This window comes from Pseudomonas sp. AC252 (genome assembly GCF_979258105.1).
The window spans coordinates 4,845,848-4,872,498 of record NZ_OZ409837.1; the positions used below are offsets into that span (position 1 = coordinate 4,845,848).

The following is a 26,651-nucleotide window of genomic DNA, read 5'->3' on the forward strand; positions in this document are numbered from 1 at the left end:
ATAGCAACGGTGCAGTGCTCCAACCCTTGGATTACTGCGAGGCAGAGTATTGCTCAAGACTCGGCATTCGTCGCGTCACAGATCAATCTGATACGTATTTTTTTATTCCAGCTGTGCCAGATTGCGCAGGAAGTCACCGAATCCGCCCTTGGCCCGACTGTCGAGACGGGCGCTGGTGTGCACCTGCGGACGGTGACTCCAGGCAATATTGGCGCCGCTGCGTTCCAGCGCACGAACCAGTTGCACGTCCTCATCACAGGTCAGCGGTTTGAAGCCGCCGGCCAGGCGATAGGCCTCGGCACTGACGCCGAGGTTGGCACCGTGAATATGGCGATGGCCATCGCGGGCCTGGTAATGACGGTGATAGCGAATTTGCGCCGCTTCATCGATGGATTCATGCCAGTGCTCGACGGTGACCGTACCGCACACGGCATCTGCTTCCAGGCCCAGTTGCGCCGCCAGCCAGTCATCGGCGACGCGGCTGTCGGCATCGGTGCAGGCGATCCAGCGTGCACCGCGCTCGAGCAGCAGGCGCGCACCGGCGGCGCGGGCTTCGCCAACGTTGCGCGCATCGATCTGCAGGCTCAGCACCGGATAAGCGCTGACGATCTGTGCCGAGCCATCGCTGCAGCTGTCGAGCACCACGAGAATTTCCACTGGCTCGCCGGCCAATTGTCCATGCTGGCTGGCACGCAAGGCGGCCCGCAGACATTCATCAAGCAGCGCCTCTTCGTTATGCGCCGGAATCACGATACCGATCAACGCAAGCCCTCCAGGGCAGCCACCGAGCGTGGCTCACGGCTCCACAATTCGAGAATGAAATCCGCTTCCTGATGCAGCACCAGACGCGGCAACGCCAGTTGATCGTGGATCTGATCGTGAACTTGACGTGCATTCAACGGACAGCCTTCAATCGGCGGGCGCCAGTGACAGGCCAGCAATTGGCCGTCGGCGGTCAGCGATTCGCTGATCCGGCGGATCACTTCTGTCAGATCCTGCTCGTCGAGGTAGTAGCCGATTTCGCTGAAGACGATCAGGTCGAATTTTTCCTCCGGCCAGTCAGCCGGCAGGCGTCCCTGGCGGACTTCGGCATGCTCGAATACGCTCAAGCGAGTACGTGCGAGCTGCACCGCCGCGCTTGCGGTATCGCAACACAGCAGGCGGCCGCAACGCGGAGCCAGTTCTGCACTCAGTTCGCCGTTGGCGCAACCTGGCTCAAAGACGGACCGGTAGCGGGGACGGGGCAGGGCAGCGAGGGTGATCGCGCGTTTGCGCTGCTCGTACCAGCGCTGGCGGAACGCCCATGGGTCGTCATTGCCCGCGAACAGGCCGTCGAAATAGCGGTCATCGACGCTCAAAGGAACACCACTTCAAAAGGTTGCAGCAATCGATCGAGCACATAGGGCGCGAGCACTGGCCCGAGGCCGACGTCGCGGTCGCCTTCCAACTGGCTGGCGAACGCGTGCGCGGCGTGGCGTTTACGTGCGATGTGCGTCGGTGAAAGGAGAATCTTGCGCGCCCGCTCCCATGGCACCGAAGCGTCTTCCGGGGTTGCCCAGTGCCAGGTCCAGACCGGGAGCTCATGGCAGGTCGCACCGACGCGTCGCGCCGCTTCGACACTGGCACGGCCGACAGCCTCATGATCGCTGTGGCCGTCCTGGCGCCAGGTCGTGAAGACTACGTCGCTGGCATGCAGATAGCCGGCGATGAATTCGCTCAACTCCGGTTCCTGAGCTGCGACTTGGGTGTCGGAAAAACCACCGCGCAGCCATTTCAGGCTGTGCATCGGCAGACCTAGACGACGCAGGGCTTCGGCGGATTCTTGCGGTCGCACCACGCTCAAACGCTCGACTGTCCAGCGTTGCGAACCGGGGTGACTGGCGCTGCCATCGGTGACCGAGATCAACTGCAACGGCCGTCCGGCCGCTGCCAGCAATTGCATGATGCCGCCACAACCGAGCACTTCGTCATCCGGGTGCGGCGCGACGATCACCGCTCGCGAGCCCAGCGGTACCAGTTCAAGAATATCGATGGCGGGCAGCTCGGCCAGACGCCGCGAAGCCTGCCACTGCTGCAGCGAAGTGCCCTGGCCGACGATCGGGTTGTCCTTCATAGCGCCCAGACCTCGCAAGACTGACCAGCAATCTGCTGGCCCAGTGCAGCAAGGTCGCGTTCGGCGTGACTCTGGCGCAGGAACACCGGCAAGTCGGCACTCAATCGCGCGAAATGCCGATCCTGACAAAACGGCCCGGCACCCAGTGCGCGACCGACTTCACGCATGACCTGTTCGGCAGACTGTTCGACCACGGCGCGGGCGCGTCGGGCGAGCAGTTCAGCGTCGGCCTCGGGCTGCGCGTCGATTTGCAATGCGCTGAAGCGCAGCACATCGGCCGCCGCTTGCAGTGCGGTGTCAGTCGCACCGAGGTGGGCGAGGGCATGCGGTTCATCGCGTTGCGCGCAATGCTGCCGCAGCCCTTCGGCGATCTGCCGCGAAGCGCCATACCAGCAAGCCGCGATACCGATCCCGCCTTGCCAGAAGCCCGGCCGGTGCAGGTAATCGCCGGGGTTGCCGATGGCCTGCGCTTCAGCGTTGTCGAACAGCACCTCAACGCTGCCAGTCGCCGCCATGCCCACGGCCTGCCAGCCTTGATCGGTGATGGTCACGCCAGGCTGATCAAGCGCGACTGCCACCAGTTGCTGCTGACCGTCCGCATCCCACGCCGTGAGCAAGGCGTGGCTGAGCACCGCCGCACCAGAGCACCAGGCCTTGCGCCCGTTCAGCGTCACCATGTGCCCCGACGGCGTGACTTTCACCCGCGCCTGTGGCGGTTCGGCCGCCCACATGCCCCACGTGCTGCCCGGCGTTGGCGTGCCGCCCAATTGCTCAATGATCGCCAGCGCGTCCGTATGGCCTTCGTAGAGTTTGCACAGGCCTAAATCGTGCCCGCCGACTTCCGCAAGACGCTGAAAGCGCTCCAGCGTGTGACCGCTGCCGGGCAACGGCAAACGGTCGAGTCCGGCCTCGACCATTGCCCGCAGGCAACGGCCGAGGGCGTTGGTGTCGGCGTAATCTGGCGGACGGCGGGCCAGATAATGTTGAAAGTCCATATCATTCTTCTTCGTCGCGTTGCAGTTCGAACAACAGCAACGAACGTCCAGTCACCGAATATTCATGGCCGAAGTCGAAGCGTTCCTGGCCGCGAATCGCCGGCTGATTGGTGTCGATCATGCAGGTCCAGAAGCCACCATCCGGCACTTCCGGCAGGGTGAAGTTGACGATGTCGTGGTGCGCATTGACCACCAGCAGCAGGGTCGCATCGGCACCTTTGCGACGGATGCCGGTTTCCTGCGCGCGACCATCGAGCAGCATGCCCAGGCAGCGGTTGTGCGCGTCGTGCCAGTGCTCGGTGGTCATTTCGGTGGCGTCCGGGGCCAGCCAGGTTACGTCTTTGACGCCGATGTCTTCGTTGTACTCGCCGACCAGGAAGCGCCCACGACGCAGGATCGGATAAGTCAGACGCAGCTTGATCAGGCGCTTGACGAATTTCAGCAGCGCCTTGCCGTCCTCGCTCAGATCCCAATTGACCCAACCGATTTCGCTGTCCTGGCAATAGGCGTTGTTGTTGCCGTCCTGGGTGCGGGCGAATTCATCACCGGCAACGATCATCGGCGTACCTTGGGCCAGCAGCAGAGTGGCAAAGAAATTGCGCATCTGCCGGTGGCGCAGCGCGTTGATTTCCGGATCGTCGGTCGGACCTTCGACGCCGTGGTTCCACGACAGGTTGTTGTTGCTGCCGTCCTGGTTGTTCTCGTCGTTGGCTTCGTTGTGCTTGTCGTTATACGAGACCAGATCGTTGAGGGTGAAACCGTCGTGGGCGGTGATGAAGTTCACCGACGAATACGGCCGTCGCCCACGCTGGTTGAACATCTCACCGGAAGCAGTCATGCGGCTGGCGAAATCGGCAAGCTGAGCGTCGTCGCCTTTCCAGAACGCGCGCACGGTGTCGCGGAATTTGTCGTTCCACTCAACCCAGCCCGGCGGAAAGTTGCCGACCTGATAACCGCCGGGGCCGCAGTCCCAGGGTTCGGCGATCATTTTCACCTGACGCAGCACCGGGTCCTGACGGCAGGCGACGAGGAAGCTGTGGCGCTCGTCAAAACCATCGTGGTAGCGGCCAAGAATGGTCGCTAGGTCGAAGCGGAAACCGTCGACGTGCATCTCGCTGGCCCAGTAGCGCAGGGAGTCGGTGACCATCTGCAGGACGCACGGGTGACTCAGGTCCAGCGTGTTGCCGGTGCCGGAATCGTTGATGTAGTAGCGCTTGTCGTCCGGCATCAAGCGGTAGTAGGAGGCGTTGTCGATACCGCGCATCGACAGCGTCGGGCCTTGCTCGTTGCCTTCGGCGGTGTGGTTGTAGACCACGTCGAGAATGACTTCGAGGTTGGCATCGTGCAGATGCGCGACCATTTCCTTGAATTCGGCAATCTTGCCACTGGCCAGATAACGCGGGTCCGGGGCGAAGAACGCAATGCTGTTGTAGCCCCAGTAGTTGGTCATGCCTTTTTGCAGCAGATGCTGATCGTTGACGAAGGCATGAATCGGCAGCAATTCAACGGAAGACACGCCGAGCTTGCGGATGTGTTCGAGCACATCGTCGACCATCAAACCGCCGAACGTGCCGCGCAGGTTTTCCGGCACCGACGGGTGACGCATGCTGATGCCGCGCACGTGGGTTTCGTAAATGATGGTCTTGTCCCACGGCACGCTGACGCGATGATCATTGCCCCAGGTGTGCGCCGGGTCGATGACCTTGCACTTGGGCACGAATGGCGCGCTGTCGCGTTCGTCGAAACTGAGGTCGGCGTCAGGATGGCCGATGGTGTAGCCGAACAGCGCTTCCGACCATTTCAGCTCGCCGACCAGTTGCTTGGCGTACGGGTCGATCAGCAGCTTGTTGTGGTTGAAGCGATGGCCGTTGGCCGGGTCGTAAGGACCGTACACGCGGTAGCCGTAGATCAGGCCCGGATGCGCATCGGGCAAGTAGCCGTGGTAGATCTCATCGGTGTATTCGGGCAGTTCGATGCGCTCGAGTTCGACTTCGCCGCTGTCGTCGAAAATGCACAGCTCGACTTTGGTGGCGTTGGCGGAAAACAGAGCAAAGTTAACCCCCAGACCATCCCAGGTAGCACCGAGCGGGAAGGGCAGACCTTCACGAATTCTCGACGGCTCGGCGTGCGCAGCGGGTTCGGCTTTCTTTGGACGGGTCATGATTGCTCCTGCAAAAAAACGGGACAGTTCAGGCAATGAGATTTCCTTGTGGGAGCGAGCTTGCTCGCGAAAGCGTCGGCACATCCGACATCTTGGCGAACTGACCCACCGCATTCGCGAGCAAGCTCGCTCCCACAGGGGATTGGATTTTTCTCCCGCATTGGGGAGGGGCTTTCTTCGGGGCGCAAAAACCCCATGTGGCGAGCACGCTCGCCACACAATCATTCAGTTCAAATATGGATCGGGTCAGTTCGCCGGGGGCTTCTTCGCTGCTCGCGGCTTTTTCTCGGCTGCCTTTTCGCCCGGCGGAACTACTTTTGGCGTGGCCGCAGGTTTTGCTTTCGTCGCGGGTTTGGCTTTGGCAGCAGCCGGTGTCTTGGCATCGAGCGCTTTGGTTTCGGTGCTCTTCGCCGCTGTAGTCTTGCCAGCCACCTTGCTGCCAGCCGCCTTCGGTGGCTTCTTCGGCGCCAGCGCTTCGGCCTCGGCGAGTTTGCGCGCCATCTCCCAATGACGTTCTTCGTGGCCTTCAGGCTTCCCTTCCGACTCCCAGATCTGATAGGCGAATTCGCGAATGCGTTTATCGTCGGTGCTCATCGCAATGCTCCTGAACTGAACTCATGCTTGTGTCGAGTGTTGGATAAAGAGATTGACCGGGACATCCCCCAGCGCTTCGCTGACATTCAGCTCCCTGTTTTGTGTGACTACGCTGCTGGCAAAAAGTCCCTTCAGGTTTGTATCCGAAGCGGCGGACGGTAAAACCACCCGCGTATCGCCCCAGCGCAGCGCATCGACCTGGGGGATGGCACTGTTTTCCAGCAACGTTGCACAGCGCACCGGCACCACGACAATGGCCCGCACACCCTCGTGTTCGCGGGCGAATGCCAGTACGTTGTGGGCCTGACTGCCCAGCACTTCCAGTGGCTGGTAATCGCCACGGCGGAACAGCTCGCTGTGCTCCTTGCGCAGGTTCAATACCGCGCTGATCAGCGCCTGTTTGATGCGCCCGTCGCGCCAGTCCCTGAGTAGTTCGGCACTTGGCACGGACGCCTGCAACGCTTGCTCGCGGGCGGCGTAATCCACCGGCCGGCGGTTGTCCGGATCGACCAGACTGAAATCCCAGTACTCATTGCCCTGATACAGATCCGGCACTCCCGGCACGGTCATGCGCAGCAAGGTTTGCGCCAGCCCGTTGAGCGCTCCGGCAGCTGCGATGCTGTTGACGGTTTTGCTCAGCGCCGCGCGCAGCAATTCGCCTTCTTCGCCGGTCAGGAGTTTTTCCGTGAAGGCCTGCGCCGCGCTTTCATAGGCTTCGTTCGGTGCGCTCCAACTGCTTTGCAGCTTGGCCTCGCGCAAGGCTTTCTGCTGCCATTGCCAGATGCGCTTGGCGTACTCGGTGAAACCGGCCTTGTCGTCGTCCCGCAGATCCAGCGGCCAACTGCCGAGCAGTGCCTGATAGAGGATCAGTTCGTCGCCAGCGGACGGTGCGTCATCTTCGATGCGGACCGGGCGGGCGAGGGCGCGCCACAGTTCGACCTGGTCGGCGTACCAATGACTGCGCTCGCTGAGCACGGCCAAGCGGGCGCGGGTGTCTTCGCCACGCTTGTGGTCGTGAGTGGCGGTGGCCAGCAGGTTGTCGGGAAACTCCGCCATGCGCTGCTGATTGACCTCGTGGAATTCGCTGACCGGCGCGCTGAATTGCTCGGTGTTGTAACCGACATCATTGCGCGACAGCAGCACCGCCGAACGATAAAGCGCGGTGTCTTCCACGGCTTTGGCAGCCGCCGGCGAGGTCAGTTGCTGGAAACGCACGCAAGCATGCTTGAGGATCTTGCGCGAACGCCCCCGTGGCTTGCGGCGCCAAGGCGTGCCGCCGAGCCAACTGGCGACCGAGTCGAGTACTGGCCAGTCAGCCTCGCTGAGGGTCTGCCGCGCGCCGTCCATGGCGTGCTGGAAAATTGCTTCGTCCTGCTCGGAACGCCCCATGGCGCTGATGTAGGTGCGATAAACCGGGAAGTGCACGATCAACGCGTGCAGCACGCGGCGAATCGCGCCCAGGGTCAGGTCGCGGGTCATCAGGTCATCCCGCGCGACTTGATGCAGCGCCTGCGCGACACTTTCGAAATCGCTGGCCAGCGAGCCGTTGAGGATCTGCTGACGAGCCAACTGCGCTTCTTCAATAAACGCTGCCGGGCGCTCGGTGCGGCGCTGCCACAGCTCGCCCAGCACATGTTCGCCGTCCGGGTCGTGTTGCAGCAGCGACAGCTGATTCATGAACTCATAACCGGTGGTGCCGTCCACGCTCCAGTCGCGGCGCAGGGTTTCGCCCTCGCCGAGGATCTTCTCGACATAGATCGGCAGGTGCCGTCCCGGTGCAAGGTGATCAAGACGCCGGCGCAGCTTGCGGCAGTAGCCACGCGGGTCGGCGAGGCCGTCGATGTGGTCGATGCGCAGACCGTCGACCAGACCTTCTTCAACTAACTGGAAGATCTTGCCGTGGGTCGCTTCGAACACCGCCGGGCGCTCGACGCGCAGGCCGCCAAGCTCGTTGATGTCGAAGAAGCGCCGCCAGTTGATGTCGTCCGCCGCCGTGCGCCAACTGGTCAGGCGATAACTTTGCCGTTCCAGCAGTTCGTGAAGCTTGTGAAAGCCTTCCTCGGTGGTGGAATCGTACTGAGCGAGGTTGCTCTCGACAGTTGCGAGAACGCGCGGATCGCTCGCCAGTTCGCGCAACTCTTGCTTGAGCGGCATCGCCAGCGAATGGGCATCGGTCTGGTAGCTGAGTGTGCTGAAGCGATCGGCCAGAGACTTCAGCGTGTCGTCGGACTTGAGTAGCTCGCCATAGTTGTTCGGGCAGATCGGGAAGTGATGGTCGTAATGTTCGACGTAGAACGTGCCGGTCTGCGCGTTGAATTTCAGCTTCAGCGTGCCTTCCTGCAACGCCACGCCGTAATCACTGCCAAGGAACGGCAGCAGCAACTGGCCTTCCATCAACGGGTCCGGCGAGTGCCACTGAATGTCGAAGAATTCGCCGTACGGGCTCAGGCGTCCCCATTCCAGCAAGTCGAGCCACCACGGGTTGTCGTTGCCACCCACGGCCATGTGGTTGGACACGATGTCGAGGATCAGGCCCATGTTGTGTTCGCGCAGGGTGCTGACCAGTCGGCGCAATGCCGGCTCGCCGCCCAGCTCAGGGTTGACCTGGGTCGGGTCGACCACGTCGTAGCCATGCATGGAACCGGCGCGCGCCGCCAGCAATGGCGAGGCGTAGATATGGCTGATGCCGAGGCGGGCAAAGTACGGCACCAATGGCACCGCTTGTTCGAGGGTAAAGCCTTTGTGAAATTGCAGACGCAAGGTGGCGCGCAATGGCTGGATTTGCTGTTGATTCATTGGTCACGCTCAGTGGCTTGTAGGCGCGCGCAAGCCAGCAGTTCCAGGCGGCGGGCGGCATCGGGGCCGTCCAGCAATGCTTCGCTGGGACCGGGCAAACGTCGCGACCAGTTCGGATGTGAGTCGGTGGTGCCGGGCAGATTCGCCTGTTCATCGATACCCAACGCATCTTCCAGCGGCAGCAGCACCAGCGGAGCGCGGGTGTGGCCGAGGAAACGCACGCTGGCATCGACCACTTGATCGGCCTCGTGGGACTCTTCACGGAAATTCTGCGGATCCTGGCGAAGCGCATCGCGCAGGCCTTCGCGTTCGCGTTCGCGATGTCGACGCCAATCAATTTCGCCATTGGCATCGACCAGACCCAGGCGCGCATTCCAGTCGATATCGCGGCCATGCCACCAACCGTTGAGCGTCGGCAGGTCATGGGTGCTGGTGGTGGCCAGCGCGTCATCCGGCCAGTCGAGAATCGGTTTGAAACGAGTGTTGTCCTGCTCGAACAACAGCACGCGCATACCCAGAATCGAACGCGCCGCGAGTTTCTCGCGCAGACCTTCCGGTACGGTGCCGAGGTCTTCGCCGAGCACGATGGCCTGGTGCCGATGCGACTCAAGGGTCAGCAGACGCAGCATGTCGTCGAACGGGTAATACAGATAGGCACCGTCGGCCGGGTCAGCGCCGTTGGGGATCACCCACAAGCGTTGCAGGCCCATGACATGGTCGATGCGCAGGCCGCCAGCATGGGCGAAGTTGGCGCGCAACATGTCGATGAAAGCGCGGAAACCATTGCGGATCAGACCTTCGGGCGAGAACGCGGAAATGCCCCAGCCCTGACCGCTGCGATTGAGGATGTCTGGCGGCGCGCCAACGGTCAGCGAGGCGAGCAGTTCATCCTGAAAACTCCAGGCCTGGCTGCCGGCGCCATCAGCACCGACGGCGAGGTCAGCGATCAGACCGATGCCCATGCCGGAACTGCGCGCGGCGGTTTGTGCGCGCTCGAGGCAGCGATGGATCAGCCATTGGCAGAAGGCGAAATAGCCAATGCGATCCGCGTACTCCTCGGCAAACGCGCTCAGCGCTGCGCCGCGCGGGTCGTGCCAGTGCTCAGGCCATTCGCGCCAATCGAGGCTTTCGCCACGGGCGGCGCGCATTTCCTGAATCGCTTCAAAGCGGCAATGGTTTTCCAGCGCTTCGCCACCGGCGTGACGGAAACTGGCGAAGTCGGCGTGCAGCGGGTGCTCGCCAGCGACAAAACCGTCGTACAAAGCTTGCAGCAGCTTCTGCTTGGCCTCAGCGGCAGCCGGCCAGTCGATCAGTTTGAGATTTTCCAGTTGCTCGAACTGCGCGGCCAGGCCACTGGCATCGATCGCATCACGCAAAGCGCGTTCGCCAAGAATGCTCCCCGGCGCCGCATACAGGGAATTGAGAAACAAACGACTTGAAGGTGAATAGGGGCTGTAACGGCCGGTGTCGGCGCTGAACATGGCGTGCATCGGGCTGATCGCCAGCGCATCGGCGCCACGTTCGCCGGCCACGCGGACCAGTTCTTCCAGCGCCTGAGTGTCGCCAAAACCCCCGTCGCCGGGACGGCGCAACGCATACAGCTGTGCGCTCAGACCCCAGGCGCGCGGGATCGGGCTGTCGACCGCATCGCCGACGCTGAAGCAGCGCTCGGGCGCGACCGCCAAAGTGAAGTACTGATCGCCAATGTGCACTTGCTGATAACCGACCGGAATCAGACCCGGCAGCATCGCTTCGTTGTCCAGCTTGAGACTCATCTGCGAGCCGTCTTCAAGATGAATTTCGCAAGGCGTTTCCGGTGAAAAGTAGCGACTCAGATCGAGGGCAACACCCACGTCGCAGGTCAGCAGGGGCGGCAAGTGGCGGTCTTGCTGGACCTCTTGCAGTTCCAGCAGGCTGGCATCGATTTCTTGCGCGGTGCTGGCGGGGTGGCCGAGTCCGATCAGGACATTGCGCAGCACAGCAGGAGCGACTTTTTGCTGACGCCCGTTGGCGTCGATCCAGTCGACGGCAAGGCCGGCTCGGCTGGCGAGTATTTCCAGTTGCGCATCGCTCATAGGCGCTCTCCATCCAGGGGGTGCATAACGGGTGCGGCCGTGAGGCTGACGAGCGCGGTGTACGCCGGCAGTTGATTCGGGTCCGACAGATCAAGGGCCGGCGGCTGTTGGAACAACCACTCGGTATGGGTCTGTGCAGGGTTGACCACTGCCGTATCACTGAGGTTCAGGTCAATTCGCAGCTCACTGCCATTGCCCAGCCGCCAGCGTGCGCTGACCGCGCCATAGCCGAGCATCTGCGCACCCAGAGCCTGGGTTCCGGAGAGATTGGGAATGATGTACTGGTGACGCAACTTCAGCAGTTGACGGTAGAGCTCCTGGGTCTGCTGTTGCAATGGCGTGCCGCTGCCGGACAAATGCGGCTGCGAGGCGCGGAAGGTTTCTTCGGCATTCGGATCGGGAATCTGCTCGCGCTTGTGCGGATCGGTAAAGGCACTGAACGCGGCGAATTCATTACGCCGGCCTTCACGCACCAGTTCTGCCAGTTCACCGTGGTGGCTGGTGAAAAACAGGAACGGTTGCTCGGCGGCAAATTCATCGCCCATGAAGATCAGCGGAATCATTGGCGACAGCAGCAACAGCACCGTCGCCGCCTGAACTGCGCGCGGGTCGGCAAGTTGATGCAGGCGCTCGCCAAACGCGCGGTTGCCGATCTGGTCATGGTTCTGCAGGAACAACACGAAAGCGGTGGAGGGCAGATGTTCGCTCGGTTCGCCGCGCGGTTCGCCATGCCGAGTGATGTGGCCCTGGAACACGAAGCCCTGACTCAGGCAGCGCACCAATTGCTCGGTGGGTTGCGCGGCATAGTCGGCGTAGTAGGCGTCGGTTTCGCCGGTCAGCAGCACATGCAGGGCGTTATGACCGTCGTCGTTCCACTGCGCGTCGTAATCGTTTTCCAGCAGGCTCGACTGGTTCAGCTCGTTCTCGACGGTCAGCCAGACGTGCCGGGTTGGGTCGATCTGCTGGCGAATGCGTCGGGCCAGATCGCTGAGGAAATCCGGGTCTTCAATCGCGTGCACCGCATCCAGACGCAGGCCGTCGAAGCGGTATTCGAGCAACCACATCAGCGCGTTTTCAATGAAGAACTCACGCACTTCCGGGCGACGGAAGTCGATCGCCGCGCCCCAGGGCGTGTGCTTGTCTTCGCGAAAAAAACCTTTGGCGTAACGATGCAAATAGTTGCCGTCGGGACCGAAGTGGTTGTAGACGACGTCGAGAATCACCGCCAGGCCATGGCCGTGGGCGGTGTCGATCAGGTGTTTGAGTTGTTCGGGTGTGCCGTAGGAAGCTTGAGGTGCATAGGGCAGCACCCCGTCGTAGCCCCAGTTGCGATCACCGGGGAACTGCGCCAGCGGCATCAGTTCGATGGCGGTGACGCCCAGCGCCACCAGCCGCGCCAGATGTTGTTCGACTTCGGCAAAACCACCGAGCGCACCGACGTGCAACTCGTAGATCACCGCTTCGCTCCACGGCCGACCATTCCATGTCGTGTGCCGCCATTGGTAGGCATGGGGATCGACCACCACACTGTGGCGGTCGAGGTCACCATCCTGCGCCCCGGAGGCCGGGTCCGGCACCTCCAGCTCGCCATCGATGCAGTAACGGTAGCGACTGCCAGCCGGGCAGTTGGCCTTGATTACAAACCAACCGTCGCCCTGAGGCAGCATGGGCAACGATTTTCCATCTTCCAGTTCCACACTGACGTAGAACGCGTCAGGCGCCCACAACGCAAATTGCGTGTGCTCGGCATCCAGCATGATCGCGCCGTGGGGCCAGGTTTCTTGGGTCCTTGACGGCATTTTCTGCAACTCCCTGGTTATTTGTGGCTGGCTTTACCCAACGCCTTGGCGACCAGTTGTTCGTAAAGTTCGGCGTACGGTTCGACCGCTTTGCTCCAGTTGAACGGCGCGGCCATGGCACGGCAACGCATGGCATTGAGCAATTCCGGAAAGGCGAAGACCTTGAACGCGCGGCTCAGGGCTTCTTTATAGCTATCAACGCTGGACTCATCGAAGAGGAAACCGGTGACGCCGTTTTCAATGGTGTCGGCCAGACCGCCGGTATTGCGCGCGACCGGCAGCGAGCCGAAACGCTGGGCGTACATCTGGCTCAGGCCGCAAGGCTCGTAACGCGACGGCATCAGGAGGAAATCGCTGCCGGCGAACATGCGCCGCGCATCGGTCTCGTTGAAGCCGATGCGCACGCCGATCTGGCCTGGGAAACGCAGGGCCAATTCGCGCATGGCTTGCTCTTCTTCCGGCTCGCCGCGACCGATGATCGCGATCTGGCCACCGTTCTGCACGATGAACTCGGACACCGCTTCGGTGAGGTCGAGACCTTTCTGATAGACCAGACGCGAAACCACGGCGAACAGTGGGCCGGTAGAGTCATTCAGGCCGAACAGCTCACGGACATGGGCGGCGTTGACCGCTTTGCCTTCCCAGTCGCCGATGGCGAACGGGGCGAACAGGTGCGGGTCGGTAGCCGAATCCCAGCTTTCGTCGATGCCGTTCGGGATACCACTGAGCAAGCCTTGCTGGGTCTTGGCGGCAAGGAAACCGTCGAGGCCGCAGCCGAAGTCCGGGGTGGTGATTTCCTGCGCATAAGTGGCGCTGACGGTGGTGATGTGGCTCGAATAGGCCATGCCGGCCTTGAGGAACGACATCTTGCCGTAGAACTCCATGCCTTCCTGCTGCAGCGCGTGGGCGGGAATCCCAAGCTCGGGGCAGGAACCGAGGCTGGTCACGCCCTGGTAGGCAAGGTTGTGAATAGTGAACAGGGTCGGCGTGCGCTGCCCGCGCCAGTGCATATAGGCAGGAGCGAGACCGGCCGGCCAGTCATGGGCGTGCACCAGATCCGGGCGCCAATGGATTTGCGCAAGGTTGGCGGCGATGTCGGCAGCGGCCAGGCCGAGACGGGCGAAGCGGATATGGTTGTCCGGCCAGTCGCGACCGTTGTTGGCGCCGTAGGGGCCACCCTCACGCTCGTACAATTCAGGGCAGATCAACACGTAGATCACCAGGCCATCGGGCATGTCCATGCGCCCGATCTTGCAAGGTGGCAGCGCAGCGTGGCCACCCAGCTCGCCGATGATGTGAATCGGGTTTTCGCTGTGCACCACCTGCGGGTAACCGGGAATCAACACCCGTACGTCATGCAGATGGGCCATGGCCCGGGGCAGGGCGGCGGAAACGTCACCCAGACCGCCGGTCTTGACCAGATCGGCGATTTCCGACGTCACGAACAACACTTTTTTCTTGTTGGGATTCTGGCTTGCTACCGGAGCAAGCGTCTTGGTGCCGGGTACGTTGATCTGTCGGCTGCCGGGAACACTGATGGTGCTCGATTCTCCAAGCGACTGGTGAGCACGCTCTCCCTGAATATCCAATGCCGCACTGATCATATGTATCTCCCGTGTGTGATCTGATTCTTGTCTCAAACAAGCTGTTTCATGGCCAAGTCCTGTGGCCGGGCGCAAAGGCGCCACGCATCGGTGAGCAAATGCTGACCCAACACGCGCAAGCAGAATGGGTGGTGAGGCCGTTGCAAGGATTACACCAGTCGCTTTCGCCCAGTTGTTCTGATGACCTGTGGCGTGAAGCAAAAGTTTCGACTTTTTTTTGTCGGTATGACCGAGTGGTTTGGCCACTGAAAAATGAGTCTAGGCCAGATCCTAGAGCGGGCAGGGGCAAATGGGTAAATTGTTCGACAATCGGTTGTGTCGGGATGTAAGCGAGGGTTCAGGAGGGGAAACGCTCCGACGAAGGGCATGTTTTTCGGTCGGAGTGGGCCAAAACGGTGACTGGGTAGTCACGGTTTTGTGCTAGGGGATGGGCCGGTTGCACCGTTGTGGTGCGAGGGTATTTCAGAGCGGTATCTGAGATGAGACCTTCGCGAGCAGGCTCGCTCCCACATTGGAACGCGTACAACCTGTGGGAGCGAGCCTGCTCGCGAAGAGGCCTGTTGCAGCAACTCAACTTTAAAGTGATGGAATCAATTCAACAGACGCACCGGCTCCCCAGCTGCCCAAGCCTGAATATCCTCGATCATCTGCCGGAAGAACTGCTGGTAATTCTGCCGACTGACATAGCCCACATGGGGCGTGGCGAGGACATTGTCCAGCGTGCGAAACGGGTGCATGGCAGGCAAAGGCTCTTGCTCGAATACATCCAGCGCCGCCCCGGCAATGCGCCGTTTCTGTAGCGCCTTGATTAGTGCCGCTTCATCGACGATCGGCCCGCGCGCGGTGTTGACCAGTAGCGCGGTCGGTTTCATCCACTCCAGTGCTTGCGCATCGACCAGTCCGCGACTGCGTTCGCTGAGCACCAGATGCACCGACAGCACGTCGGCCTGTTCGAACAGTTGTTGCTTGCTGACGTACGTCACGCCGGCCTGTTCAGCGCGTTCGGTCGTGAGGTTTTCACTCCAGGCAATCACGCGCATGCCGAACACCTGACCGAACTGCGCGACCCGCTGGCCGATACTGCCCAAACCGAGAATCCCCAGCGTCTTGCCGTGCAGATCACCGCCCAACCCCTGCTGCCACTGGCCGGCGCGCAGAGCATTGGCTTCGGTAACCAGATTCCGGGTCGCCGCCATGATCAGCGCCCAGGTCAGCTCTGGCGCGGCGTGTTTATAGCTGTCGGTGCCGCAGACCTGGATGCCCAACGCCGCTGCGGCCGGCATGTCCAGCGCTGCATTGCGCATACCACCGGTGACCAGCAACTTCAGATTGGGCAAGCGCCCGAGCAAATCGGCGTCGAACCGCGTGCGTTCGCGCATCACGCAGATCACCTCATATTTGCCGAGGCGCTCGGCCAGTTTGGCGTTGTCGGCGGGGTAATCGTGCACAAAGGTCACTTCACCAGTGCCTTCCAGCACCGACCAGTCGACCACGTCGCGTGCCACGTCCTGCCAGTCATCGATCACTGCAATCTGCACTGTCATCGCCTTACCTCATCAAGGAGCGGAAGGGGTTTTGCCCAGCCAGCCGAGCAATGCCTGATGGAATTTCCCCGGTTCCTCCATTTGCGGCGCATGGCCCATACCCGGGAATTCAATCAGCGTCGACTGCGGGATCAGCTTGGCGACTTGCTTGCCGAGCACCTCGTAGTGGCCGATTTTCGCTTTCACTTCCGGCGGTGCGAGGTCTTTGCCGATGGCGGTGGTGTCGGAGGTGCCGATCAGCAGCAGGGTCGGCATTTTCAAATCCTTGAACTCGTAGTACACCGGCTGGGTGAAGATCATGTCGTAGATCAGCGCCGAGTTCCACGCGACCTGGGTCTTGCCCGGACCTTTGCTCAGACCGGCGAGCATGTCGACCCAACGATCAAATTCCGGCTTCCAGCGGCCGTCGTAATAGGTGGTGCGCTCATAGTCGCGAATGCCCTTGGCCGTGACCTTCAATTCACGCTGATACCACTGATCGACGGTGCGATACGGAACGCCGAGGGCTTTCCAGTCCTCCAGACCGATCGGGTTGACCATTGCCAATTGATCAACCTGCTCAGGGAACAGCAGCGCATAACGGGTGGCGAGCATGCCGCCGGTGGAGTGGCCGAGCACTGTGGCTTTCTGAATGCCCAACGCCTTGAGCAATTGCTGGGTGTTGGTTGCCAGTTGCTGGAAGCTGTATTGATAGTGCGCAGGTTTGCTGGAGGTGCAGAAACCGATCTGATCCGGCGCAATCACGCGGTAGCCGGCGTCGCTCAAGGCCTTGATCGAACTGTCCCACGTCGCCGCGCAGAAATTCTTGCCGTGCATCAGCACTACGGTGCGACCGTTGGCCTTGCCATTGGCAGCGACGTCCATGTAACCCATTTGCAGTTTTTGGCCCTGGGATTCAAAGGCGAAGTGTTTAAGCGTGTAGGGATATTGAAAACCTTGCAGCTCCGGACCATAGGCAGGCCCTTCGGCGGGAGCGTTTTCAGTGGCCGCGTGCGCCATTAATGGCAGTGCAGCGCTGAGGACGAGGCCGGGCAGCCAGCGGGAAAGCGTGACGGACATAAGCACAAACTCCTTGAAAATTGGCCGACTCTGGAAGGCCGGGATTACGCCGACGTTAAACAAAGGCAATCACATGGGCGGTTGGTTCAACCGAGCCAGCCGAGGGTCAGCAAGGCCAGTACGCCATAGCGCGCGCCTTTGGCCAGTGTCACGATCAGCAGAAAACGCCCGAGCGGTTCGCGCATGACCCCGGCAATCAAGGTCAGCGGATCGCCGATCACCGGCAGCCAGCTGAGCAGCAGCGACCAGTGCCCGTAGCGCTCGTAATGCGTGCGCGCCATGGCCATGTGCCGCGGGCTGACCGGGAACCAGCGTCGATCCTGAAACCGCTCGATGCCACGGCCCAGCCACCAGTTGACCAGCGACCCGAGCACGTTGCCCAGCGTCGCCACCGCGAGCAAACCCCACAGCCAGTAACGCTCGCTGACAATCAGACCGACCAGCAGCGCCTCGGATTGCAATGGCAACAATGTCGCCGCGCCAAACGCAGCAAAGAACAGACCGAAATAAGCCGCGCCCATCAACGGGCCGGGTAGTCCGCCACCACTATGTCAGCGCCGTCCTTCTTCAGACCGATGATTCGATACGCGTCGCTCATGCCGTCCATTTCCATGCCCGGCGAGCCCATTGGCATGCCTGGCGCTGCCACACCCAGCAGATCGTCGCGCTTGCTCAACGCAAGCACCTGATCGGCCGGTACATGGCCTTCAACGAATTTGCCATTGATGATCGCCGTGTGGCAGGACGCCAGACGCGGTGGTACGCCGTGCTGCTGTTTAAAGCTGCTCATGTCGCTTTCGACGTGATCTTCGACTTTGAAGCCATTGGCTTCGAGATGGCTGATCCACTTTTTGCAGCAACCGCAATTGGCATCGCGGTGCACTTCGATCGGGATCAGTTCGGCGGCTTGCGCCAGGGAGGAGATGAACAGGGTGCTCAGGGCGAGCAGACGCAGTTGGCTTCGCATGGGAATGGGCTCTCGACTCGGTGAAGGTCAGAAAGCACGCATTTTGACCGGTTTTTCCATCCCGGCATCAACTGAGTGTTTCCAGTTGCTACAAGACAGCCGAGCCAATGTGAGAGCGAGCCTGCTCGCGAATGCAGTTGACCAGTCGCAGATACAGTGACTGAAAAATCGCTTTCGCGAGCAGGCTCGCTCCCACAGGGGATTGGCGTAAAGGGCAAAATCCCCGTGGTCGCGGTTGGCTTAACTGACCTTGAAGCGTCCCATGATCGCGCTCACGCGGCTATTGGCTTCGAGCAACTGGCGGGTATTCAGTTCGCTGGCCTGGCCGCTCTGCACCAGTTCATCGACCATGTGACGGATCTGCACCATGCTGCGGTTAATCTCTTCGGTAACGGCGCTTTGCTGTTCGGCGGCGGTGGCGATCTGCGTGCTGAGGCTGTTGATGTGGCTGACCGAACCGGCCATTTCGTCCAGCCCCGAGTTGACTCGGGCGGTGGCGTCAGCAGCGGACTGGCAGCTGGCCTGAGTGTTTTCCATGGCGCTGACCGACGAACTCACGCCTTGGGTCAGGCGGGTCAACATCTCGTTGATTTCCGAGGTGCTGGCCTGAGTGCGGGCGGCGAGGGCGCGGACTTCATCCGCCACCACCGCAAAGCCGCGACCCTGTTCCCCTGCACGCGCCGCTTCAATTGCGGCATTAAGGGCGAGCAGGTTGGTCTGCCCGGCAATCGCGCCGATGACGCCGAGGATTTCGGTGATGCGCTGGGCGTCCTGCTGCATGTTTTCAACTTTGTGTGTAGCGCTGGCCACTTCGTCGATCAGCGCGACTACGCTGTTGGTCGCTTCCCCTACCACGACGCGCGAGCGATCGGCGTTTTCATTGGCGCGCTGGGTGAAAGCTGCGGTTTCTGCAGCGTTTTGCGCAACGCTTTCGGCGGTGGAGCTCATTTCAGTAATCGCGGTGACAGTCTGGTCGGTTTCCGAGGCGTGGCGCAGCAGAATCTGGCTGGTGTGCGCCGAGGTGCGTTGCAGATTATCGAGGCTGGAAGCCATGGCGCCGGTGGCCTGGGTGACTTCGCCGATCATGTTCTGCAAATAGACGATGAAGGTGTTGACCGAATGGCCGATGGCGCCCAGTTCGTCTTCGGCGCGAATGGTGATGCGGCGAGTCAGGTCGGCGTCACCGCTGGACAGTGAATCGATGTTGGCTTTCAGAGCCTTCATGCGCTGTACCAGTTTGCGAATCGCGTAAACCTGCAACAGCACCAGCAGGATCACCAGCGGAATCTGGATCAGGCTGAGACTGTTGAGCACATCGTCACGCTGGGCAGTGAGCATTTTGGTCGGCAGGGCGGTGGCGAGGAACCACGGTGTGCCCTCGATAGGGCGCATGAAGAATGTGGCGTCTTCACCGTTGTTATCGAACTCGACGCGTTGCGCTTTATCGCGGTTCTGCAGGCCGGTCTTGATCTGATTGATGAAGGTGGAGCTGGCCGCCAGTTCGCTGATGTTCTTCAACACGATCGGGCCGCTGATGCGCGAGCTGTTGCTGATGATCTTGCCGTCAGCCTCGACGATGAGCATTTCGGCGTTGAGATCTTTTTCCTTGCGTGCCACCAGGTCGTTGAAGAAGCCCAGCGTCACGTCGATAGTCGACACGCCCCAGGCGTTGCCGTTCTTGTAGATCGCCATGGCACAGTTGGTGCGTGGCTCGGCACTGGCATCATCTTTATAGGCGGCAGCCCAGGCACACTGACCGCGCGGGGTGGCCATGCCGCCCTTGTGCCAGCTCTGGTCGTAATAATTCGGTGCAGCGTCGCTGTTCCAGAAAGTGTTGACCTTGAGCTGGCCCGAGGCGTCGCGGTGCCAGAAGGTGCTGAACTTGTTGCGCCCGGCTTCGCGCTGGCCGGGCAACGGCCAAATGCCGCCGCCAAAGACTTTCAGTTCGCCGTACTGATCCACCAGCCCTGGCAGCACCACGTCGATGGCGGCGCTGTCGAGCAGGGGGATGGTCTGGGTGATGCTGCGTTGCTGCGCCTGCACCTTGTTCAGTTCGCCCTGAATCTGCACGGCGACTTCGGCGATGCGGTTGAGCACGACCTTCTCTTCGGTATCGCGCAGGGTCGGTGCGACCAGTTGGCTGATGCCGACCACGGTCAGCACGGACAACAACAGGATGAACAGAATCAGAAACAGCGTGTAGCGAGCCTGAATAGTGCGCAGTGCGGGCATGGAACTGATCCTTGAGCGGCTTTTTGTTGGAGGGCAGGAATAAAAACAGGGCGGGTATCACAGCGTATCGTCGTTGCGGGCGGAAGCTTTAGGTACTTGCGTGCCGAAAGAGCTCAGGGCGATGACCGGCTGGTATCGGAATTGGTACATCACCAGCAATCGCCACAGTTGTTACATCCTGATGACGGCTCTGAAGCAATGTTTGCGGGCCTTAAGCTCGGTGTCATGAATGTACGAGATTTGTAAAAAAGCGCACAAAAGAGTTGGTGCGATCAGCGAAGCGGCCGATACTCGCGCCCATTCAATTGGTTGGAACAAGGACATTTCATGCTCATTGCACAAGGAATCCTCGCATGACGATCGGCTATACCGGCGCCTGGGAAAGCAAGGCGGGCGTAATGGTCCGTGATACCGGCGCGAAGAAGCAGGTTTCGCAGAGCGTCAAAGTGCAGCAGATGTTGACCCTGGTCGGTAACGATCCGAATGCACTGAATGTCGCGGAGATGGACAAACAGGGTTTGCGCAAGCAGATCAAGGGTTTCGACCCGGCCAACGTTTCCGTCAAGCAGTTGGGCAACCTCAGCGAGTTCCTGCGCGGGCGCGGCCTGATTTCCGAAATCACCTCGATCACCTTGCTCAATGCCGGCGACAAATTCGACCGTTTCGGCGTGCAGAAAGACCCGGAGGCGAAGTTCAACGCGCTGGAATATTTCGCCACGCAGCTCGATGCCATTCAGACCAACAGTCTCAATGGCAATTACTACGGCAAGAGCCTGATTCCCGAATTCAAGAAAGCCATTTACGTCTTGCAAAACCTCAAGACTTACGGTGAAGGCAATGCCGCCGTGCCGTCGGACAGTGGCATCAAAGCCAAGGCATAAGCCCGCACGCATGAAGCGGGCTCAGCCTTGTATTGCGCACGTTCAGACCGGCGATAAATCACGAACGCTAAATTGCCGTTGCGTCTGAGCATGCAGGTCTTGCATGTACGCGCAGTGCAAGGCCAGTCTGCGCGGGCGAAAACCGCGATGGAACAACGCCAGCCAGCCGCCCTGATTGCCTTGCACCGGCGCCAGACCGGTGAAGACAAAACCAATGGCGTTGAGACTGTGCAGATCCACGGCAAATTGTCGCGACAGCTGCAGGCGAATCGAAATCAGCCAGTGCCCGGGCAGTGAGCGCAATTGGTTCAGCAGTTCCGGATCGAGTTTTTCCAGGAGCATTTCGTGGCGATCGCCGTGTTGTTCAACCTGAACCGAGGCCCCGCGCCAGCGTCCAGCATTGGCTCCGATGCCGAACACGGCCGTCAGACGCTCCATCAAGGGCCTACAACTGGCAGGCCAGACCTGGTCAGGCAACGGCCGCTGGTAGCCATCGATCGCCCGAACGCCCAAAACGATCGACTCCGGTTTTTTGCAACCAAAAGGCGAGCGGACATAGTCTGGTAGCAGTCCGGTGTTATGGAACCCGAGGCTGATCGCCATGCGTTGGGTGTAAGGGTGGTGGGTGACTTGCTTGATCGAAACGCTGCGACAACCCAACGCCTGTGCGTGAGTCAGCAATTGCTCACCCAGGCGCGTGGCGATGTTCTGCCCACGGGTGTCAGGATGGACGGCACTCAAAGCCAGCTCAGCGTCGTACGATGCCTCGCTTTGCCTGTACAAAGTGGCATGACCACGTATCCGTTCTCCCTCGACCGCAACCAGCGAGTGCCAGCGTTTTTTCGCATGGTTCTGACTGATCAGGCACGGCAGATACACGTCGCTTTGTACGTAATGGTCGCCGTATACCTGGCGAAACAGTTCGCTGACGGCGGCGGCGTCGCTTTCACGGTAATTGCGCAGGATCAGCGATTCCATCAGGCACCTCCCCGTCATGTTGCTCATAGCAGCGTAAATCGACGATCGGCAGGCTCTTGCCGGCGCGAGGGTGGCGCGCGAGATCCTCGAAGCGGCAGCTCTGGATACGTAGCTCCAGTAATCCAGCGCTTCGCAGGTGGGTGATCTGCGGGTAACGTTCGATCAAGCGGGCCTCAAGTTTGTTATCGATCTGTGTTGATCGCTCTTCGACTACGTATTTCAACGTCAACACGTCGGTGCCGTCGGCCTGTTCAATCAACAATTGCCAGTCGTCGCTGCCAGCAGTGCGCCTTACGGTTTCGCTGATTTCATCCGTCATCAGCGACAGGATGCCGACGCGCACGCGCTGGCTGTTGCCGCTGCGGCCCCTGAGGGCGAACTTGCGTTGCGGCGCACCGATCGGTTCGCGCCAGCACGCCAGGTCTCCCACGGGATAGCGGATCAGCGGCATCAAGCGCCGATGAAGGTTGGTCAATACGAGCAGGCCGTGTTGATCGCAGGCCTCGATCGGCTTGCCCGTGTGCTGATCGATGATCTCCAGCAGGACGTGGCCGTCAGGCGTGCGATGTTCGCCTTCCTCGCAGTCGCGATGACTGGCGCCGATAAATCCAGCGTCGACGCTGGCGTAGCCGATGGAGGCGATGCGTGCATTGGGCAGCACTTGCGCAAGGCGTTGACGCTGTGAGGCGAACAGGCTCTCCCCGCCGTAAAGCACTGTATCAACCCGAGGCAATACAAGGTTGCGTTGCCCCAACCAACTGGCGAAGGTCAATAATTGCGCGGGCACGCCAGCCAGCACGTTGATCCCGTGTTGCGCGATGGCATCGGCCAGCTTCGGCGGGTCGACTTCACCGCTGAACGGGAACTCGGTGATCGGCGTATCGACATGGGCCAGTGAATCGTGGATAAACAGAAAACTGGCATAGAGGTCGCCGGCGAAGAACAGATTGGCGACCCGGTCGCCCGGGCTGAATTGTCCATTCAGGCTGCGACCGAAATTCTCTACGGTGGCTTGCCATTCGGCACGGGTGTAGACCGAGAGCCTGCCGCTGCCTGTGGATCCGCCGGTCTTGAAAACCACCGCCGAGCCGATCGGCGCGGTCAGTACCGGCCATTGGTCGAGGTTCTCGCTGCCAATCCAGAAACTCGCAGGATCAAGCAAAGGCAGTTCGGTCAGTGAGTTTATTGCCTCGGGAACATCATCGAGACAGTTCTGGTAGTAGCGTGAATGCTGGCGGGCAAAACTCATCAGTCCGCGAATCGGTTGGGTTATTTTCACAAAGTGTTCTTCCTGAATGATCTGACTTGCGCTCAAACGTCAGCGGCGCGAGTCGATGACCAGTGGCGTCTTGCCGCTGTGTTTGTTTTGAATGAAATCGGCGGGCGAGCATTGTCGGGTCTGCATGACCAGCAAGCCGCTGTCGATGACCGTATTCAGAGTTGAATAATCCGCGAGCCGGGCTTTAACCACGTCAGTTGCAAGTTCGCAGTGCAACTGCAGACGCTCAATCCCGTCGCAGGTGTGGTCCAGGTGCAACTGAATTGGTGCCTGCAGCCGTGCAGAAAGCTCGCCTGCCGAGATGAAGTCGGTGCCAATACGCAGCAGCGTGCCGTGGCGTTGCAGCAGTTCGAAACGTGGCGACTGCAACCCGCAGGCGCAGACACCCGGCAGCCAGCGCCCGGTGTCGCCGATTTCGTAACGCTGCACGCGCTGGCCACCTTCACGGGCAAGCGAAGTCACTAGCAGCCGACCCACTTGATCGTCGACCACCGCGACATCTTCATCCAGCGCAACGATTTCCAGTTGCTGGATATCACTCATCAAATGGAAAACTCCGTCCGCTGAAACCTGGCAGGCATGGCCAATCGGGCCGGCATCGACGCTGCCGTAAATCGCCGAGCGGATCGTCGACACGCCACAACTGCGCAGCAATTCACGGTTCTGTTCGCTCACGTGCTCGCCACCGAGAAAGACTTTTTCGACCCCGCCATAAGCACGCAAATGCTTTTGCTCGTTGAGGAACAGGCGATGCAGCGTGCCCGGCATGCCGACCAGCACATTGACCCGCTGGTCGATGATCAGTCGGGCAATTTCCCGATAGTCGTTATCAGTAGGCGCGGCCATGGGCAGGTGCGTCACTTCGAGCCATTCCAGTGCTTTGCCGAAGCTGAGAAAACCGCCGTACAGCCCGCCACAGAAAAACAGGTTCATGACCCGATCCCGCGCCGGATCGAGACCGGCGGCGAACAGGCCATCTGCGGTTGCGCGCATCTGCCGATCGAAGTCGCGATAGCTGTAGCCGGCCAGCGCCGGGGTGCCGCTGCTGCCTCCGGAGCGAAAATACAACTGCGCCTGATCGTTGACGGGCTGGGCGACGAAAGCCGCTTTGTCCATGATCGCAGCGCCCGGCTTCGCGGGTGATGACGCTGTATCGAGAGAGGCTTGATTCGGCAGTTGCGTCGCCGCCAGACTCACCGATACGCGGCGACTCAGACGTTGCAGCGCGTAGACGCCGTCATGGGGTTCGCCTGCGTAACCGTCGTGAATGCTGCCGATCGGAGCAATACGCGTGACCCCGGCGCCGATGAGTGCATGGGTCAATTCGACAATGCGCGATTGCGCGCACACCAAAGCACAGCTTTGCAGCACGTTGCGCCATGGCAGCAGGGTGGCGGTCAGCAAGGCCTGTGGCACCGGGTGCAGCAACACGCTGCGGAACAGCGGTGAAGGTGCAAGTTGCCGATCATGGCTCCAGATCACCCGCCAGCCTGGGCCGTTCCAGACTTGGCCGGTGTGTCCGGCAAAACTCTGGCCGAGGCGGGCCATCTGCGTATGCGTGGTGATTTGTGAAGCTTCCTGCAGTGTCGGCACCAGTGCGGGCCATTGTGCGGCGCGGCGCTTCAACGCTTGCGCCAAGCGTTCACCGATATCGCGCAAAACCTGTGGATCATCGCTGTCCACCAGCAACCATTGCGGGCTGGAGCAGGCCTGCTGATCCAGTCGGCAGACCTCGTCGGCCACAGCGTCGAGCGCCTCGGGCGTGGCAGTTTGCGCACAGAGATACACGAAGCTGACGCGATGTCCCCAGTCGATCCAGCGACAACCCGGCGCCAGTTGCTGTCGAATGGCTTGCAAAGCCGCTTCGCCACCCCACGCTGCGACACCGTTGGCGTGCTTGCACAGTAGGCCAATCTCGCCGGTGTTGGCTGGAATCACCGCTACATAACCAGCCAGTTGCCCGCTGGCATCGCACGCTACCAATGTGCTCAGCAGTCGCGCCGTCAGGCCTCCATCGCTGCGGCTGGGCCGCAACCAGTTAACGTTGCCGGCCAGCAGACTTTCGACCACTGCGCAGAACGCCAGCAGCGGCGCATTGGCGGGGGTGATGTGCACCACCAGACCGAGCGCACGCCAGGCTTCGAAGCGTGGCTGGCGATAATCGATACGGCGCAGCGAATCGGCATCGGCGCCGAGTTCGCGCTGGCGCTTGTGCCTCAGCGCTTGCGGTTGGCAGAAATCGATCAAGGCTTGCCGTTGTTGGTTGTCGAGCGGCAAATCGGTGGCCGCGCTACGCAGCTGCCGGGCAAAACACGTCACGGTCTGGATGACCGTGCCGCTTTCAAGTGCCGTCGCCAACCGGTGGGGCAGCGCCTGTTGCAGGTCTTGCAGCGCTTGGTCGAGGCTGTAACTGTCGTGCAGTTGTCCATTGATCAGATACATGTCAGTGATTTCCCAGTAATTCGGCGGCGGCCATTGCGCAGCTTCTGCCCGCTGTGGTCCCGGCGCGGCCGTGCAGTTCAAACCAGTCGGTGGTCAATCCGCAGCCGCAGCTTGCGCCCGGGTGCAGCGTCGCCAGGTCGCTCATGACCACGGCATGGGCGGGGCTGGAGGAGATATAGGGCGAAACGAAGCCGAGCAGGCCTTGTTGGCCGTAGGGCAGCAGGGAAAAATCCGCCGGGTTGCGGATCAACACCCGCGCGTACACCGGCACGTGAAAGCGGTGATGAGCACATTCGATGTAAGGCACGGCGTGTTCGACAGCGCCGTAACCGTCGCGGCAGCGAGCGGGTTCGATGCCCAGTTGCCGATGGATATGGGCGTAGAGCTGCTGTCTGGGGATTTCCTGCGCGGCGTGGGTTTTCCAGCCACCGCCAAAAAAGGCCAGCGAACCGGCCGGCATTTGCAAATCCTGCACGCCGGTGTCCTGCATGCGTTGCAGGGTCTGCCACAAAAACGCCGGGAAACCGAAGATCCGCACCGGCAAACCTTCTTCAGCGAATGACTGCAACGCGGCGATCACCCCGAACACGTCGAACTGGTGGCCGCTACCGGTGTTGCGCAAGGCATAGACCACCCGGTTGGCCGGGGCGAACCGACACAGAAACTGGTCGGTGAACGAAGTGCCGAGGGTAATGCGGCCTTCCGGTTCGTAGCTGAGCAGCAGGTAATTGCACGGTGTGTCCGGGGCGTCCCAGCCATAATGGCGGAAGATTCGCGCGACCATGAATTGCGCCCGCGCCAGGCTGCGCTCGTCGTAACGCATCCGGCTTTTCTGCCCGCTGGTGCCCGACGAAGTCAGTTCCAGGGCGTCCGTGGCAGTGCTGCTGAGCAGCAGGTGCTGCTTGAAGAAGCTGGCAAAAATCGGCGGCAGCCGTGACCAGTCATCAAGACTGTCGAGGTCTTGCGGCGACAGTCCATGGGCGTTGAGCCAGTGGCCGTAACCGGGCGTGTGTTCGCAGTGAAAGCGGCTGATTTCAGCCATCGCCCGATCGAACAGACCGGGCGGGGCGGAATTCAGGCAATAGGGTTGCGGCAACGCGCACAACGCGTCGGCATAGGGTAAATGAGTCAT

19 protein-coding genes and 2 pseudogenes are annotated in these 26,651 nt (G+C 61.0%); 1 reads left to right on the forward strand and 20 read right to left on the reverse strand.

What is annotated here, in order from left to right; all coding sequences use genetic code 11:
• Positions 1–102: 102 nt before the first annotated feature.
• From ACZZZ4_RS22215 to ACZZZ4_RS22290, 16 genes and pseudogenes are all read right to left on the reverse strand, one after another.
• Entirely contained in the window at positions 103–762 is a 660-nt protein-coding gene (locus ACZZZ4_RS22215; protein ID WP_039760474.1) for a glycosyltransferase family 2 protein, read from the reverse strand.
• Positions 759–1,358: a class I SAM-dependent DNA methyltransferase gene (locus ACZZZ4_RS22220; RefSeq protein ID WP_129998675.1), complete on the reverse strand. Its 600-nt coding sequence runs from the start codon at positions 1,356–1,358 to the stop codon at positions 759–761. Before ACZZZ4_RS22220 ends, ACZZZ4_RS22215 begins: the two co-directional genes overlap by 4 nt.
• Positions 1,355–2,113: a PIG-L deacetylase family protein gene (locus tag ACZZZ4_RS22225; protein WP_463548785.1), complete on the reverse strand. Its 759-nt coding sequence runs from the start codon at positions 2,111–2,113 to the stop codon at positions 1,355–1,357. Before ACZZZ4_RS22225 ends, ACZZZ4_RS22220 begins: the two co-directional genes overlap by 4 nt.
• Positions 2,110–3,108: an acyl-CoA dehydrogenase family protein gene (locus ACZZZ4_RS22230; RefSeq protein WP_463548786.1), complete on the reverse strand. Its 999-nt coding sequence runs from the start codon at positions 3,106–3,108 to the stop codon at positions 2,110–2,112. Before ACZZZ4_RS22230 ends, ACZZZ4_RS22225 begins: the two co-directional genes overlap by 4 nt.
• 1 nt (position 3,109) lies before the next feature.
• Positions 3,110–5,269, reverse strand: a complete 2,160-nt coding sequence (gene glgX / locus ACZZZ4_RS22235) for a glycogen debranching protein GlgX (RefSeq protein ID WP_129998677.1) — start codon at positions 5,267–5,269, stop codon at positions 3,110–3,112.
• 246 nt (positions 5,270–5,515) lie between these two features.
• Complete coding sequence (locus ACZZZ4_RS22240; RefSeq protein ID WP_039760484.1) at positions 5,516–5,863, reverse strand: DUF2934 domain-containing protein; 348 nt, start codon at positions 5,861–5,863, stop codon at positions 5,516–5,518.
• 21 nt (positions 5,864–5,884) lie between these two features.
• The gene (locus ACZZZ4_RS22245; RefSeq protein WP_463548787.1) at positions 5,885–8,659 is read right to left on the reverse strand and encodes a malto-oligosyltrehalose synthase; all 2,775 of its coding nucleotides are present in this window, start codon (positions 8,657–8,659) and stop codon (positions 5,885–5,887) included.
• The gene (malQ, locus tag ACZZZ4_RS22250; protein ID WP_463548788.1) at positions 8,656–10,734 is read right to left on the reverse strand and encodes a 4-alpha-glucanotransferase; all 2,079 of its coding nucleotides are present in this window, start codon (positions 10,732–10,734) and stop codon (positions 8,656–8,658) included. The genes ACZZZ4_RS22245 and malQ overlap by 4 nt, the downstream gene beginning before the upstream one ends.
• Positions 10,731–12,533: a malto-oligosyltrehalose trehalohydrolase gene (gene treZ / locus ACZZZ4_RS22255; protein ID WP_463548789.1), complete on the reverse strand. Its 1,803-nt coding sequence runs from the start codon at positions 12,531–12,533 to the stop codon at positions 10,731–10,733. Before treZ ends, malQ begins: the two co-directional genes overlap by 4 nt.
• A gap of 17 nt (positions 12,534–12,550) precedes the next feature.
• Positions 12,551–14,137, reverse strand: a complete 1,587-nt coding sequence (gene glgA, locus ACZZZ4_RS22260) for a glycogen synthase GlgA (protein WP_463548790.1) — start codon at positions 14,135–14,137, stop codon at positions 12,551–12,553.
• 590 nt (positions 14,138–14,727) lie between these two features.
• On the reverse strand, positions 14,728–15,681 hold the full coding sequence (locus ACZZZ4_RS22265; protein WP_463548791.1) for a D-2-hydroxyacid dehydrogenase family protein: 954 nt from the start codon (positions 15,679–15,681) through the stop codon (positions 14,728–14,730).
• A gap of 12 nt (positions 15,682–15,693) precedes the next feature.
• On the reverse strand, positions 15,694–16,740 hold the full coding sequence (locus ACZZZ4_RS22270) for an alpha/beta fold hydrolase (RefSeq protein WP_129998683.1): 1,047 nt from the start codon (positions 16,738–16,740) through the stop codon (positions 15,694–15,696).
• An 86-nt stretch (positions 16,741–16,826) separates the two neighbouring features.
• Positions 16,827–17,261, reverse strand: coding sequence for a YqaA family protein (locus tag ACZZZ4_RS22275; protein WP_463548792.1), 435 nt, complete (start codon positions 17,259–17,261; stop codon positions 16,827–16,829).
• Positions 17,261–17,707 (reverse strand): DUF411 domain-containing protein, encoded by a 447-nt coding sequence (locus ACZZZ4_RS22280; RefSeq protein ID WP_463548793.1) that lies wholly within the window; start codon positions 17,705–17,707, stop codon positions 17,261–17,263. The genes ACZZZ4_RS22275 and ACZZZ4_RS22280 overlap by 1 nt, the downstream gene beginning before the upstream one ends.
• A gap of 240 nt (positions 17,708–17,947) precedes the next feature.
• Positions 17,948–18,475 (reverse strand): annotated as a pseudogene (locus ACZZZ4_RS22285) (methyl-accepting chemotaxis protein); the annotation flags it as partial.
• A gap of 333 nt (positions 18,476–18,808) precedes the next feature.
• A pseudogene (locus tag ACZZZ4_RS22290) lies at positions 18,809–19,939 on the reverse strand (HAMP domain-containing protein); the annotation flags it as partial.
• Positions 19,940–20,292: 353 nt separating this feature from the next.
• On the opposite strand from ACZZZ4_RS22290, the gene ACZZZ4_RS22295 reads away from it, so the two are divergent.
• Positions 20,293–20,820 carry a hypothetical protein gene (locus ACZZZ4_RS22295; protein WP_039760503.1) on the forward strand — a complete coding sequence of 176 codons (528 nt, stop codon included), beginning with the start codon at positions 20,293–20,295 and terminating at the stop codon, positions 20,818–20,820.
• 42 nt (positions 20,821–20,862) lie between these two features.
• On the opposite strand, the gene ACZZZ4_RS22300 is transcribed toward ACZZZ4_RS22295, so the two are convergent.
• Genes ACZZZ4_RS22300 through ACZZZ4_RS22315 form a run of 4 tightly spaced genes read right to left on the reverse strand, consistent with a single transcriptional unit; the run spans position 20,863 to position 26,651 of the window.
• Complete coding sequence (locus ACZZZ4_RS22300; RefSeq protein ID WP_415762534.1) at positions 20,863–21,798, reverse strand: GNAT family N-acetyltransferase; 936 nt, start codon at positions 21,796–21,798, stop codon at positions 20,863–20,865.
• On the reverse strand, positions 21,767–23,077 hold the full coding sequence (locus ACZZZ4_RS22305) for a phenylacetate--CoA ligase family protein (RefSeq protein WP_463548794.1): 1,311 nt from the start codon (positions 23,075–23,077) through the stop codon (positions 21,767–21,769). Before ACZZZ4_RS22305 ends, ACZZZ4_RS22300 begins: the two co-directional genes overlap by 32 nt.
• Positions 23,078–23,116: 39 nt before the next feature.
• Positions 23,117–25,519, reverse strand: coding sequence for an acyl-CoA reductase (locus ACZZZ4_RS22310; protein WP_463548795.1), 2,403 nt, complete (start codon positions 25,517–25,519; stop codon positions 23,117–23,119).
• 1 nt (position 25,520) lies between these two features.
• The gene (locus ACZZZ4_RS22315) at positions 25,521–26,651 is read right to left on the reverse strand and encodes a LuxE/PaaK family acyltransferase (protein ID WP_463548796.1); all 1,131 of its coding nucleotides are present in this window, start codon (positions 26,649–26,651) and stop codon (positions 25,521–25,523) included.